The sequence below is a fragment of the Streptomyces sp. RG80 genome, assembly GCF_040446465.1.
Lineage (GTDB): Bacteria > Actinomycetota > Actinomycetes > Streptomycetales > Streptomycetaceae > Streptomyces.
Window position 1 is genome coordinate 40,300 of the sequence record NZ_JBEAAJ010000008.1, and the last position, 12,164, is coordinate 52,463.

General features: G+C 71.9%; 12 protein-coding genes. 8 read left to right on the forward strand and 4 right to left on the reverse strand.

Translation table 11 applies throughout. The features are described from left to right. The first annotated feature begins 147 nt into the window (after positions 1–147). From ABKA17_RS26980 to ABKA17_RS27000, 5 genes are all read left to right on the forward strand, one after another. Positions 148–687, forward strand: a complete 540-nt coding sequence (locus ABKA17_RS26980; RefSeq protein WP_266890534.1) for an RNA polymerase sigma factor — start codon at positions 148–150, stop codon at positions 685–687. Between the two features lie 58 nt (positions 688–745). Next, a complete protein-coding gene (locus tag ABKA17_RS26985; RefSeq protein ID WP_353694845.1) occupies positions 746–1,564 on the forward strand; it encodes a cupin domain-containing protein in 819 nt (272 codons plus the stop codon). Then, complete coding sequence (locus ABKA17_RS26990; RefSeq protein ID WP_353694846.1) at positions 1,561–2,421, forward strand: ABC transporter ATP-binding protein; 861 nt, start codon at positions 1,561–1,563, stop codon at positions 2,419–2,421. Before ABKA17_RS26985 ends, ABKA17_RS26990 begins: the two co-directional genes overlap by 4 nt. After that, positions 2,418–3,935, forward strand: coding sequence for an ABC transporter permease (locus ABKA17_RS26995; protein WP_502994393.1), 1,518 nt, complete (start codon positions 2,418–2,420; stop codon positions 3,933–3,935). The genes ABKA17_RS26990 and ABKA17_RS26995 overlap by 4 nt, the downstream gene beginning before the upstream one ends. A 312-nt stretch (positions 3,936–4,247) precedes the next feature. Further along, positions 4,248–4,880, forward strand: a complete 633-nt coding sequence (locus ABKA17_RS27000; protein ID WP_353695344.1) for an ABC transporter — start codon at positions 4,248–4,250, stop codon at positions 4,878–4,880. Positions 4,881–5,148: 268 nt separating this feature from the next. Here the strand turns inward: ABKA17_RS27000 and mshD are convergent, their stop codons facing one another. Next, on the reverse strand, positions 5,149–6,075 hold the full coding sequence (gene mshD / locus ABKA17_RS27005) for a mycothiol synthase (protein WP_353694847.1): 927 nt from the start codon (positions 6,073–6,075) through the stop codon (positions 5,149–5,151). Between the two features lie 158 nt (positions 6,076–6,233). On the opposite strand from mshD, the gene ABKA17_RS27010 reads away from it, so the two are divergent. The 3 genes from ABKA17_RS27010 (at position 6,234) to ABKA17_RS27020 (ending at position 10,236) form a co-directional block, all read left to right on the forward strand. Next, a complete protein-coding gene (locus ABKA17_RS27010; RefSeq protein ID WP_353694848.1) occupies positions 6,234–8,042 on the forward strand; it encodes a bifunctional metallophosphatase/5'-nucleotidase in 1,809 nt (602 codons plus the stop codon). A 211-nt stretch (positions 8,043–8,253) separates the two neighbouring features. Beyond that, on the forward strand, positions 8,254–8,376 hold the full coding sequence (locus ABKA17_RS27015; protein WP_353694849.1) for a hypothetical protein: 123 nt from the start codon (positions 8,254–8,256) through the stop codon (positions 8,374–8,376). 96 nt (positions 8,377–8,472) lie between these two features. Then, complete coding sequence (locus ABKA17_RS27020; RefSeq protein WP_353694850.1) at positions 8,473–10,236, forward strand: ABC transporter ATP-binding protein; 1,764 nt, start codon at positions 8,473–8,475, stop codon at positions 10,234–10,236. Here the strand turns inward: ABKA17_RS27020 and ABKA17_RS27025 are convergent. The 3 genes from ABKA17_RS27025 to ABKA17_RS27035 are packed head-to-tail and all read right to left on the reverse strand — an operon-like array spanning position 10,191 to position 12,130. Beyond that, positions 10,191–10,922: a response regulator transcription factor gene (locus ABKA17_RS27025; RefSeq protein WP_353694851.1), complete on the reverse strand. Its 732-nt coding sequence runs from the start codon at positions 10,920–10,922 to the stop codon at positions 10,191–10,193. The genes ABKA17_RS27020 and ABKA17_RS27025 overlap by 46 nt on opposite strands. A 56-nt stretch (positions 10,923–10,978) precedes the next feature. Next, positions 10,979–11,680: a PH domain-containing protein gene (locus ABKA17_RS27030; RefSeq protein ID WP_353694852.1), complete on the reverse strand. Its 702-nt coding sequence runs from the start codon at positions 11,678–11,680 to the stop codon at positions 10,979–10,981. Then, on the reverse strand, positions 11,681–12,130 hold the full coding sequence (locus tag ABKA17_RS27035) for a PH domain-containing protein (RefSeq protein ID WP_353694853.1): 450 nt from the start codon (positions 12,128–12,130) through the stop codon (positions 11,681–11,683). It abuts the gene before it with no gap. Between the last annotated feature and the right edge of the window lie 34 nt (positions 12,131–12,164).

Below are 12,164 nucleotides of genomic sequence, written 5' to 3' on the forward strand. Positions count from 1 at the left end.
CCTTTCACTAATTGAGTAGTGAAAGGGTGGTGGAAGGCGGGTGGCAAAGTCAAGCGGAAAGTCAGGCGGAGGTCAGGCGGAGGGTGCCGCGGAAAGTCATGCGCCGTCCCGTGAACCGATCGGCGGGGCTCGTGCGATGAGGGTGATGTGAGCGAGACGAGAAGCGACGGGGAGCTGCTGCGGGCCGCGGCGGACGGGGACCGGCGCGCCTTCGAGGAGCTGTACCGGCGGTTCGCGCCGTGGCTGACGGCCAGGCTGCGCGGCCGGTGCGCCGACGCGGGCGTCGTCGACGACGTCGTGCAGGAGACCTTCCTCGCGATCTGGCGGGGCAAGGCCCGCTATCGCGAGGACGGCGACGTGGCCGGCTGGCTGTGGCGCATCGGCTCCCGGCGGCTGGTCGACGCGCTGCGCGGCGACGGGGCGCGGGGAAGGCTGCGGCAGGCACTGGCCCGGCTGCGGCACCGGGACGAGGCGTCCGCGGAGGAACGCGTGCTCGCGGGGGTTGAGCACGGAGACCTCGCGGGCGCCCTGGTCCGGCTCTCACCCGAGCTCCGGGCGGTCCTCCAGGCGACGGTCATCGACGGGCTGACCACCCGCGAGGCGGCCGTCGTCCTGGGCATCCCGCCGGGGACGGTCAAGACGCGGGCGATGCGGGCCCGCAAGCAACTGAGGGAGGCGCTGGCATGAGCGTGCACAAAAGCGATCAGGGCCTCCGGGGCCGCGAGCGGACGCGGGAGGTGGCGGCATGACCTGGCATGTGGCCGAAGAAGATCTACGGGCCTACGCACAGGGCGAGTTGACGCCCCCGGTGCTCTGGTCCGCCGACACGCACCTCGGCTCCTGTGCGCACTGCCGGGAGGTGCTGGCCTCCGTCAGCGACCCGGTCGCCCTGGACGCCGGCTGGGACCGGCTCGACGCCGAACTCGATGTCCCCGAGCGCGGCTTGTTCGAGGGTCTGCTGGTGCGGCTCGGGATCGCCGACCACACCGCGCGGCTGCTCGCGGCCACCCCGGTGCTGCGCCGCTCATGGCTGGCGGCGGTGGTGTTCGTGCTGATCACCACGGTCGGGGCGGTGTACACGGCGGACTCGCCGACCCTGTTCCTCGCCCTCGCCCCGCTGCTGCCGCTGGCCGGCGTGGCGCTGGCGTACGGACCCGCGCTGGACCCGACCTACGAGATGGCGGTGGTCAGCCCGGTGCACGGGTTCCGGCTGCTGATGATCCGTACGGTCACCGTGCTCAGCACCGTCCTCGGCCTCAACGGCCTGGCGACGCTGGCGCTCCCGGGCTACGGCCTGCGGGCCCTGGCCTGGCTGCTGCCCGCGCTCGCCCTCACCGCGACCGGCCTCGCGCTCACCCCCCGACTGGGCCCGGTCCTCGCACCGTCCCTCGTCGGCGGCGTGTGGGTCGCGCTGCTGGTCGTCGCCGACGCGAGCGGCGACGGACCGCTCGCGCCGTTCACCGCGGTCGGCCAGGGCGCCGCCGCCGCGGTCGCCGCACTCGCGGTCGGCCTGCTCTTCCTCGCCCGTGACCGTTTCGACGTCTCCTACAGGAGTGCCGTATGACACCCACCGTCTCCGCCTCGGGGCTCAGCCTCCACTACGGCGGCACCCGCGCCCTGGACGACGTGTCGCTGCGGCTGACACGAGGCGTCACCGGGCTGCTCGGTCCCAACGGGGCCGGAAAGACCACCCTGTTGCGGGTCCTGGCCACCGCCGTCCCCGCCGACCGGGGCGCCTTCACCGTGCTCGGGCACGACCCGGGCACCACCCGCGGCCGGCAGGACGTGCGGCGCCGGCTCGGCTATCTGCCCCAGACCCCCGGTTTCCACCCGGACTTCACGGCCTTCGAGTTCGTCGACTACGTGGCGATCCTGAAGGAGCTCACCGACCGGGCCGCCCGCCACCGCGAGGTGCGCCGGGTCCTCGACGAGGTCGATCTGGGAGACGTCCGCGGCAAGCGGATCAAGAAGCTCTCCGGCGGCATGCGGCAGCGGGTCGCGCTGGCCGCATCGCTGGTCGGCGACCCGGGATTCCTGGTCCTGGACGAGCCGACGGTCGGCCTGGACCCCGAACAGCGCATGCGGTTCCGCGAGTTGATCGCCCGGGCGGGCGAGGGACGGACGGTCCTGCTCTCCACCCACCAGACGGAGGACGTGGCGATGCTCTGTCACCGGGTGGTGGTGATGGCCGGCGGCCGGGTGCGCTTCGACGGCACCCCGGCCGAGCTCACGGCGCGGGCCGCCGGACGGGTGTGGAGCAGTACGGAACGCGATCCGGGCGCGAAGGCGGGGTGGCGCACCGGCACGGGCTCCTTCCGGAACGTGGGGGACCCGCCGGCCGGAGCCGAACTCGTCGAACCCACGCTGGAGGACGGCTACCTGCTCACCCTCGACGGCGCGGGCGCGGAGGTGGCGGCATGAGCGGCACGATGACGATGACGGCGGCCCCGACCGCCGAGCGGACCCAGCCGCGCGAGTCGTGGTCGGCCGTGTTCGCGCTCGCCGCCTTCGAGGCGCGCAGACTGCTGACGAGCGTCCCGGTGATCGTCGGCTTCCTGGTGTACATCGCGTGGATCGTCTGGCGCGGCCAGGACTACGCGGACGGCTACCCGGCCCTCCAGGACGCCGACCGCGCCACCCAGTCCGGCCCGCTGTTCGTCGGGCTCGCGGTGCTGCTGGCCGTGAACCAGGCGGTGCTGAGATCCCGCCGACGCGGCACGGAAGGGCACTTCGGGGTGCTGGTCATGGGGACGGGCCGGCGGACCGCCGCGCATGTGCTCTCCATCGTCCCGGCCGTGCTGCTCACCACGGTGTGCGTGGCGGTCCAGTTCGGCACGGCCGCGCTCAAGTCCACCGCGCTCGGGCACGGTTCGCCCGGTGAGCTGCTGGTGGGGCCGCTGACCGTGCTGCTGTTCGGGGCGGTCGGCGTGCTGCTGGCCCGACTGGTGGCGTCGGTCTTCGCGGCGCCGCTGCTGATCGTGGTCTTCCTCTTCCTGTTCGTGGCGGGGGCGGCGGCGAGCGCCGGCTGGACGCGCTGGCTGTCCCCGTCGGTGACCGAGGGCAGCGCCAACATCCTGCCCTCCGACCTGATCGGCCGCCCCGCCGCCTGGCACGCGCTCTACCTCGCCGGACTGGGACTGAGCCTGGCGCTGCTCGCGATCCTCATGGGCGGAAGCCGCGCGTGGACCGTACGGACCCTGTTCGCCGGAGCGGTGGCGCTGACGGTCCTGGGCGGGGTCGCACAGGGCCAGGAGGTCTCCGCGGGAACGACGGCCGCGCGCGAGCGGGCCACCTTCCACCCCGAGCAAGTGCAGACCTGCGTGGAGCGGAACGGGTCGCGGTACTGCGCCTTCCCCGAGTGGCGGGGCCGGACCGCGGACTGGGCCTCGGTCGCGGACCAGGTGCGGTCCCTGGCCGGCGGCACGGCACACGACCAGCGGCTCCTGGTGCGCCAGCGGATAGACGCCACGTACGGCCTCAGCGCCGACGCCGCGATCCCTCCGTCCAAGGCCGCCGGCCAGGTGACGGTCGGTACGGCCTGGGGCGGCAACCGGGTCCCCGAGTTCTCGGCCGCGGTCGCCGGGGTGCTGGTCGCGGGCGACGAGAACGCGGCCGGCGAGTTGTGCGACGGCCGCATGGTCACCGTCATGTGGCTCGCGCTGGCCTGGGAGTCCGACCCGATCACCCAGCTCAGGCACGTCCGTCTCGACGACAGCGTGACGGGCTCGGCGATCGTGCTGTCGCCCACGAACCCGCTGTCGATGACGGAGGGCCAGACAACGGTCGTACGCGAGCTGCTGGAGCGGCCCCGGAGCGAGATCGAGCCCAAGGTGAAGTCCCACTGGACGGAACTGACCTCGCCGAAGGTGACGACCGCACGGGCGGCACAGCTGCTCGGGGTGAACACGAAGGTTCCGGCGGACTCCTGCGAGTGAGCGGGGACGGTTCGGTGGCGTGCCGGGTCTCAGGCCTTTGGCGGCTGGGGCTCGGCGCGGCGAGGGAGTCGGGGGTGAGAGGGCGGGTGTGGACGGTGATGGGTCCGTGGCCGGGCTGGGCCGGTGGGCTCGGGGCGGTTCGGTGAGGTGTCGGGTGGCGGGATCCGTGGTGCGGGTGCGGGTGCGGGTGCGGGTGCGGCGAGGGCGAGGGAGTTGGGGATGACGGGGGCGGATGTGTGCGGTGACGGGGGTGGCCGGGTGTCTCGGCGGGCGGGGGTGGGGCGGGGGGCCGCGGTGGGGCGGGCGTTGCTGATGCCCGTGCTGCGGACGCTGCCGTGGCGGGCGTTGGGGGCCGCCGGGGGTGTGGGGCTGCTGCTCGCGGGGATGGCGCGGTGGCTCGTGGACGCCGACCCGTGGCTGGCCCTCAACCTGTTGCGGGCCGCGGCCCTCGCCCTGGCGCTGGGCCTGGCGTTCCTCCTGGACGACCCGGCCCGGCACACCACCGCGGCGGTGCCGACCCGGCGTCCGGTCCGGCAGGCGCTGCGGGCGGTGCTGGTCGCCCCGTTCGCGGCGCTGGCGTGGACCGCTGCGGTACTGCTCGTGCCGGAGGAGATACGCCCACCCGTGGGCCCCCTCACCCTGGAGGCGGCCGGCGCCGTCACCCTCGCGCTGGCGGTGGCCGCCCTCGCCGTCCGCTTCTCCCAGGCCCCGGAACCGGGCCAGGCGGTCGCCGCGGCGGTACTCACCACGGCGGTCGCGGCACCGCTGCTGCTGCCGGGGCGCTGGGCGATGTTCGTGGCACCGGACGACGATCGCTGGGCGGCGTCCCATGACCGGTGGGCCTGGGTGCTGGTGGCGGCGGCGCTGGTGTGGGCGGCGTGCGGACCGGAACGGTCGGGACGCCGGGCGCGGTCGATGAGGGCGTCGGGGGCGTCGGGGGTGTGAGGCCTGGGTCGCTCTCTCGAGGCCGGGCAGGTCATGTGGGCCTGTCCGGCGTCCAGTGGCGGGGTCGAGTGGTCCCGGGCCCCACGTGGGGGGTAGCCCCTCGGCGCAGGTCAGGCACTCAGCCCGTCCGGCGTTTGAGGACGAGGCCCGTTCAGGGCCGAAGCGGGGGTCTGGGGGCGGCAGCCCCCAGGGAGGGTGCCGTCGGTGTGGGCCGCCATCGAACCCACCCCACCTCAAGCCGCCCTCCCCGCTCAAGCCGGCGTCAGCGTCACGTCTCCGTCCGGTACATCAGGTCCGTCTCGTGGGTGACGAACCCCAGTCGCTCGTACACCGACACCGCCGCCTTGTTGTCGGCGTCGACGTACAGCATCGCCGTCGGCAGCCCCTGCCCCGCGAGGTGCCGCAGCCCGATCGTGGTGAGGGACTTGCCGAGGCCCCCGCCCTGCGCACCGGGCCGTACGCCCAGGACGTACACCTCGCCCAGCTGCTCCGCCGCGTGCACCTTGGTCCAGTGGAAGCCGATCAGTTCGGCGCCGCGGAAGGCGAGGAAGAAGCCGGCCGGGTCGAACCAGGCCTCGCCCATGCGGGCGTCGAGGTCGCGCTGGACGAGGGAGCCCTGCTCGGGGTGGTGGGCGAAGGCGGCGGCGTTGACCGCGAGCCAGGCCGCGTCGTCCTCGCCGGGGACGAAGGCACGTACGGTCACGCCGTCCGGGAGCACCGGGTCGGGCAGTTCGAGGTCGGTCAACGACCGCCGCATCTGGCGCAGCTCACGGAACAGCGTCAGTCCCAGGACCTGGGCGAGATGCCGGGCCGCCGAGTGGCCGCCGTGGGCCCACACCCGCAGCCGCTTGCCGGAGGCGGCGAGGAGGGCGGAGCCCAGCGCCCGGCCGTGGCCGTGGCCGCGGTGCGCGGGGTGCACGACCAGTTCGGCGGCCGGTGCCTCCACCGGGTCGGTGTCCTCCAGCTGGGCGTAGCCGACGAGTTCGTCGTCGACGTTCAGCAGCAGATGGGACACGCCCTCGCGCGCGCCGCCGCGCAACTGGAGCCGACCCTGCTCCGACACCGCCTGCTGACCGTCGTTGCGCGCGGCCTCCGCGAGGAGCGCCAGCACGGCTTCGGTGCGGTCCGGGGAGAGCGCCGAGTAGGTGTCGATCGAGCGGGAGGTGCCACGCCGTGCGGTGTCGTCGCTGGTCATGCGTACGAGGGTACGGGGGAGCGCCCGCAAAGTGGCGGCAAAGGGAGGGGCAAAGGGAAACCAGGATGTAACCATGAAACCCCTGTCGCGCTACGCGCGTTGACTCTAGGCTGCGCCGGACGGGGCCCACGTGTTTCAGACATCCCACAGGGGGGCGCATGCCAGCCATATCCCAGCCGCACCACCGCCGCAGACGGAACGTCCGTCTCCTTGCCGCGGCCGCCGGTCTCGCGACCGTCGGTGCCCTCGCCGCCGCGCTGCCTTCGTCGGCCGCCGCGGGCGAAACGGACAAGTCGCGTCATCACGGGCCCAGTCGCTACCAGGACGTGCAGTTGCTGTCCTTCAACGACCTGCACGGCAACCTGGAGCCGCCGTCCGGTTCCTCCGGCCGCGTCACCGAGCTCCAGGCGGACGGCACGACCAAGACGATCGACGCCGGTGGTGTCGAGTACCTCGCCACGCACCTGCGGGAGGCGCGTGCGGGCAACAAGTACTCCATCACCGCGGCCGGTGGTGACATGGTCGGTGCGTCTCCGCTCATTTCGGGACTTTTCCACGACGAGCCGACCATCGAGGCGCTCAACGGCCTTGAGCTGGACGTCACCTCCGTCGGCAACCACGAGTTCGACGAGGGCGCCCGGGAGCTGGCCCGCCTCCAGAAGGGCGGCTGCCACCCGACCGCCGGCTGCTACACGGACGAGGAGTTCGAAGGGGCGGACTTCCCGTACCTCGCGGCGAACGTCCTGAACGAGAAGACCGGCAAGCCCATCCTCAAGCCGTACTGGGTGTGGAAGAAGAAGGACGTCAAGGTCGGCTTCATCGGCGTGACCCTGGAGGACACCCCGGGTGTCGTCTCCGCCGAGGGCGTCAAGGGCCTGAAGTTCAAGGACGAGGTCGAGACGATCAACAAGTACGCCAAGGAGCTCCAGCGCCAGGGCGTCAAGTCGATCGTGGCCCTCATCCACGAGGGCGGGGCGCCGGCCTCCGGGTCGTACAACTACAACTGCGACTCCCCGGGCGCGGGCGACGGTATCTCCGGCCCGATCGTGGACATCGCCAAGAACATCACCCCGCAGGTCGACGCGCTGGTGACGGGTCACACCCACGCCGCCTACGCCTGCACCATCAACGACCCGGCGGGCAACCCGCGCACGGTCACCTCGGCCGCGTCCTTCGGCCGGCTCTACACGGACACCACGCTGACGTACGACCGGTGGACGGGTGACATCGCCCGTACGGCCGTGAAGTCGGCGAACCACGTGGTCACCCGGACCGTCGCCAAGGCGACGGACATGACCGAGCTGATCAGCAAGTGGAACACCCTCGCGGCGCCCATCGGCAACCGCGCGATCGGCTACATCTCCGCCGACATCCCGAGCACCGGCACCGAGTCCCCGATGGGTGACCTGATCGCCGACGCGCAGCTCGCCTACGGCAAGCAGCTCGACCCGGAGACCGACCTCGCGCTGATGAACCCGGGCGGTGTGCGAGCGGGCCTGACGTACGCGCAGAAGGGTACGGAAGGCGACGGTGTCGTCACCTACGCCGAGGGCTTCACCGTGCAGCCGTTCTCCAACACCGTGAACCTCCAGGACTTCACCGGCGCCCAGCTGATCCAGGTCCTCAAGGAGCAGGTCAGCGGCTCCAACGCGGCCTCGCCGAAGATCCTTCAGCCGTCCTCGGGTCTGACGTACACGCTGGACCTGACCAAGACGGGCGCCGACCGGATCGTCGTCGACTCCGTCAAGCTCAACGGCGCGGCGATCGACCCGGCGGCCACCTACCGTGTCGCGACGAACAGCTTCCTCGCGGGCGGTGGCGACGGCATCACCACGCTGGGCCTGGGCACCAACGACCTCGTCGGCACCGACGACCTGGCGGCGCTCGAGCAGTACCTGCTGGCCAACTCCTCGGCCACCAGCCCGATCGCGCCCCCGGCGGCGAACCGGATCACGATCGTCAAGTAAGCACCCACCTCACCGAGAGGCGGCCGCGTCACCCGACGCGGCCGCCTTTTCGCGTATTAAAACCTGTGTGAGGTGCGGATTGGTTCCGGGTAATGCCTGAAAATTGGTCTCAGCCGCAATTCATCGAGGTCTAAGCAGAATTGGCCTTTTCTGCGTTCGGGGTCCCGTAACGTTTTCCATGTCGAAACCGAACGGCACAAAGGAGAAAACAATGAGCTTCCACAAGATTGCCCCCGTCGCCAAGAAGAACACCAAGCCCGCGGCTCCGGCGCCGAAGAAGAAGGCTCCTCAGCAGAAGAAGGCCGCCCGTCCGGTGTCCCGTAAGGGCTGCTGACGCCGAATGCACGAGGCGGGGCCACCGACAGGGCTTGGTTTTCCAAAGCCGGTGGCCCCGCCTCGGGCATGTCCGCCGTAATTCGAGGGAGCAACCATGAGGGAAGTCCGGGAGGCCTTCCGCCGCTTCTGGCCGCTGACCCGCGGTGACCGCAAGTGGCTGGTGGCGATCGTCGCGTGCGTGGTGGTGTCCGCGCTCGCCGAGACCGCCTCGATCCTGCTGTTCGCGCAGTTGACCGACACCGCGCTGAAGGCCGGTTCACTGTCGGCGTTCTGGGGCCCGGCCGGCGCCTGGCTCGCCGTCGCCGGGCTCGGCGCGCTGGTCGGCTACCTCGGCAACTCGCTGGCCACGTGGACCGCGGAGAGATTCGTCCTGCATCTGCGGGCCAAGGTGTTCCGGCACGTCCAGGACCTGCCCCCGCACTTCTTCCAGAAGCACCGCCAGGGCGACCTCGTCGAGCGGCTCACCGGTGACGTCGAGGCCATCGAGCAGATGGTGGTGTCCGGTGTCGTCGGCACCGTATCCGCCGCCTTCGCCGCCGTCTTCTACTCCTGCGCCGCCCTCTACCTCCGCTGGGACCTGGCCCTCGCCACCTTCGTCCTCGCACCCCTGTTCCTGCTGGCCGCCCGCCGTTTCGCCGGCCGCATCAGGAGCGCCGCCCAGGACGAGCGGGTCGCCGACGGCGCCATCACCTCCGTAGTCGAGGAGTCCCTCGGCAACGTCGTGCTCACCCAGGCCTACAACCGCCGCGCCGACGAGGAGAAGCGGCTCGACCGCGAGGCCCGCGCCTGGCTGCGGGCCTCCGTGCGCGGGGCACGGCTGAGCGAGATGTACGAGCAGTTCGTCGAGGTCGTCGAGACGGTCTGCGTCCTCGCCGTCATCGGACTCGGCGTCTGGGAGATCTCCGCCGACCGCATGACCCTCGGCCAACTCCTCGCCTTCGCCGCGTTCATCGGCTACCTCTACCCACCCGTCCGCAACCTCGGACAGCTCGGCCTCACCCTCACCGCCGCCACCGCGGGCGCCCAGCGCCTCAACGAGATCCTCGACGCCGAACCCGCCGTCACCGACCCGGCGGAACCCGTCCGGGCATGGCCGGTGCGCGGCTGGGTCAGCGTCCACGGCGCCGGCTTCCGCTACCCGGGCGCCACCAGGGACTCCCTGACCGACGTCACCTTCCAGGCCGCCCCCGGCGAACTCGTCGTCGTCACCGGCCCGAGCGGCGCCGGCAAGTCCACCCTCGCCAAAATGCTGCTCCGCTTCTACGACCCCCGGACCGGCGTGCTCTGCCTGGACGGCGTCCCGCTGACCGACGTACCCCTGGAGTTCCTGCGCCAGAACGTGGCCCTGCTCCCGCAGGAGACGCTCGTCCTGCACGGCACGATCCGCGAGAACATCGAGTGCGGCCGGCCCGGCGCGACCGACACGGACATCGAACGAACCGCGCGGGCGGCCGCGGCCCACGAGTTCGTCGCCGAACTCCCCGAGGGCTACGACACCGTCATCGCCCCCGGCACCGCCGCCCTCTCCGGCGGCCAGCTCAAGCGGATCGCCATCGCCCGCGCGATGCTGCGCGCCGCACCGGTCCTGATCCTCGACGAACCCACCACCGGCCTCGACGCGGTGGCCGCTCACCGGATCGTCCGGCCGCTGCGCCGCCTGATGGCCGACCGTACGACGATCATGATCACCCACGATCTGAGCCTCGCCCCCGACGCCGACCGCGTCCTCGTCGTGGACGGCGGACGCCTGGTGGAGGCCGGCACACACGCCGAACTCGTGGCGCGGGGTGGCGTCTACGCGCGGCTGGCCGCTCACACCCGCCCGGCCGGGGACCCCGCCGGACTCCTGAGCGTGTAACCCAGCCCCCGCACGGTCTGGACGAGCCGCGGCCCGCCGTGGCTCTCCAGCTTGCGGCGCAGATACATGACGTAGACGTCGAGGGTGTTGGAGGCGGGCTCGAAGTCGAAGCCCCACACCTCTTTCAGGATCTGCGACCGGCTGAGCACCTTCGCCGGATGCCGCATCAGGTACTCCAGCAGGCAGTACTCGGTCCTGGTGAGCTCCAGCGGGACACCGCCACGGGTGACGGTACGGCTGCGCGGGTCGAGCGCCACGTCCTGGAAGCACAGCCGCTCGGCCGGCCCGGGCTGCGGCGGGACGAGGTGCCGCCGGCTGCGCCGCAGCAGGGCCCGCACCCGGGCGAGCAGTTCCTCGACCTCGAAGGGCTTGGTCAGATAGTCGTCGGCGCCGTTGTCGAGGGCGACGATCCGGTCGCCCACCGCGTCCCGGCCGGTGATCATCAGAATCGGCACCGTGCCCCCGGAGGCCCGGATCCGCCGGGTCGCGGCCAGCCCGTCGAGCTGCGGCATGGTGACGTCCATCAGCACCAGATCCGGCCCGTCCGCGACGAGTTCCACGGCGGTACGACCGTCCCCGGCGAGCAGGATCTCGTACCCCTCGAACCGCAACAGCCGCCCGAGCCCCTCCCGCACGGCCTCGTCGTCGTCGGCCAGCAGAATCTTCCGCGCCATCTGAACCGCCATCCGAACACGGTGTGACGAGGTGCTGTGGCGGAGCTGGCAGGGCGATAAGCGTGGGCTTAAGGAAGTCGGCGGGCGCGCCAGTGGAAGGTGGCGGCGAGGAGGGCGAAGGCGGAGAGGGGGACGTAGACGAAGTACAGGAGCTGCGAGGGTTCGTCCGAGGTGAACACGAGCACCACCCACGTCAGGAAGCTGAACATGAGGGTGATGACGGCACCGGTGGCCGCCCGAACCCAGGCCTTGGTCTGCGTGGCCCGCTTCCGGATGAGCCCCTCCACGGCCGGCCGCTGTTCCCACGCGGCGCCACGGTGTCGTGCGGCGCTCTCCTTCAGTCCGGCGATCTCGGTCCACGGGTCCTCCAGCTGCCGGTCGTCGACGTGCGGCAGGAGGATGCGGCGGCCTTCGGTGTCGTACAGAAACGTGGCGTACTTGGGTCCCTGGTAGTGCGCGCTGCTGGGCAGAGCCTCGACCCGCAGGTCGTAGATGTCGTGCCAGGCCCTGTGCCGCTCGAGATGGGCACCGCGCACGGTGATGCCGTCGGCGGTGACCACCGTGCGTGCGCGCCGCAGCCTCAGCACGACCCAGCCGAGGCTCACGGCCCCGAAGACCACGAGGCCCACGCGTACCCAGAGGGAAATGCCGCTCGCCCGGTCGAACAGCCGAAGGACGGAGCTCAGCAGAATCGCGCCCATCGCGAGGAGGAACGCCATCGGCAACCGACGCTGCTTCCGGTACTCCCGCTCGATCCCGAGGGTCGCCATCTACGCCACCCCCCGCCCGCTCGCGAGCAGGCCGCGCAGGAACTCGACCTCGGCGTGGAGGTCCGGCACGCACCGCTCGTTGAGGAAGGGCAGGACGGTCCGGTGGCCCGCTGTGTCGTACAGGCAGGCGACGAACCGCATGCTGGAGTCCTGCCGGGCGTCCTCGACGCGGAGCTCCCGGATGTCGTGCCAGGCCCAGGTCCGCCTGCGCAGGACGGCGTGCGAGGTGATCCCGGTGGGCCGTACGACCGTGCGGGGCCGTAGCAGGGCGAGCGCCAGCCAGCCGTCGGCCATCAGCAGGACCGTGATCAGGGCCACCGCGGGCCAGAACGGCACGCCGTTGAGCAGCACCTCCCCGACGCCGGCCGCGAACAGGATCGCGACGGCGCCGAGCGGCCTCCAGGCCGGCCCCCGTCTGCGGTACGCCCTGATGACGGAATCCCCGCTCATGAACCCTCCCCCGGTTTGGGGATGATCGTAGAGC

Bases quoted from the DNA above. Each gene is read 5' to 3' on its own strand.
- ABKA17_RS27030 (WP_353694852.1), bottom strand. From the start codon at position 11,680: ATGGCGACCCTCGGGATCGAGCGGGAGTACCGGAAGCAGCGTCGGTTG.
- ABKA17_RS26990 (WP_353694846.1), top strand. From the start codon at position 1,561: ATGACACCCACCGTCTCCGCCTCGGGGCTCAGCCTCCACTACGGCGGC.
- ABKA17_RS27035 (WP_353694853.1), bottom strand. From the start codon at position 12,130: ATGAGCGGGGATTCCGTCATCAGGGCGTACCGCAGACGGGGGCCGGCC.
- ABKA17_RS26985 (WP_353694845.1), top strand. From the start codon at position 746: ATGACCTGGCATGTGGCCGAAGAAGATCTACGGGCCTACGCACAGGGC.
- ABKA17_RS27025 (WP_353694851.1), bottom strand. From the start codon at position 10,922: ATGGCGGTTCAGATGGCGCGGAAGATTCTGCTGGCCGACGACGACGAG.
- ABKA17_RS27000 (WP_353695344.1), top strand. From the start codon at position 4,248: ATGCCCGTGCTGCGGACGCTGCCGTGGCGGGCGTTGGGGGCCGCCGGG.
- ABKA17_RS27010 (WP_353694848.1), top strand. From the start codon at position 6,234: ATGCCAGCCATATCCCAGCCGCACCACCGCCGCAGACGGAACGTCCGT.
- ABKA17_RS26995 (WP_502994393.1), top strand. From the start codon at position 2,418: ATGAGCGGCACGATGACGATGACGGCGGCCCCGACCGCCGAGCGGACC.
- ABKA17_RS27020 (WP_353694850.1), top strand. From the start codon at position 8,473: ATGAGGGAAGTCCGGGAGGCCTTCCGCCGCTTCTGGCCGCTGACCCGC.
- ABKA17_RS27015 (WP_353694849.1), top strand. From the start codon at position 8,254: ATGAGCTTCCACAAGATTGCCCCCGTCGCCAAGAAGAACACCAAGCCC.
- mshD (WP_353694847.1), bottom strand. From the start codon at position 6,075: ATGACCAGCGACGACACCGCACGGCGTGGCACCTCCCGCTCGATCGAC.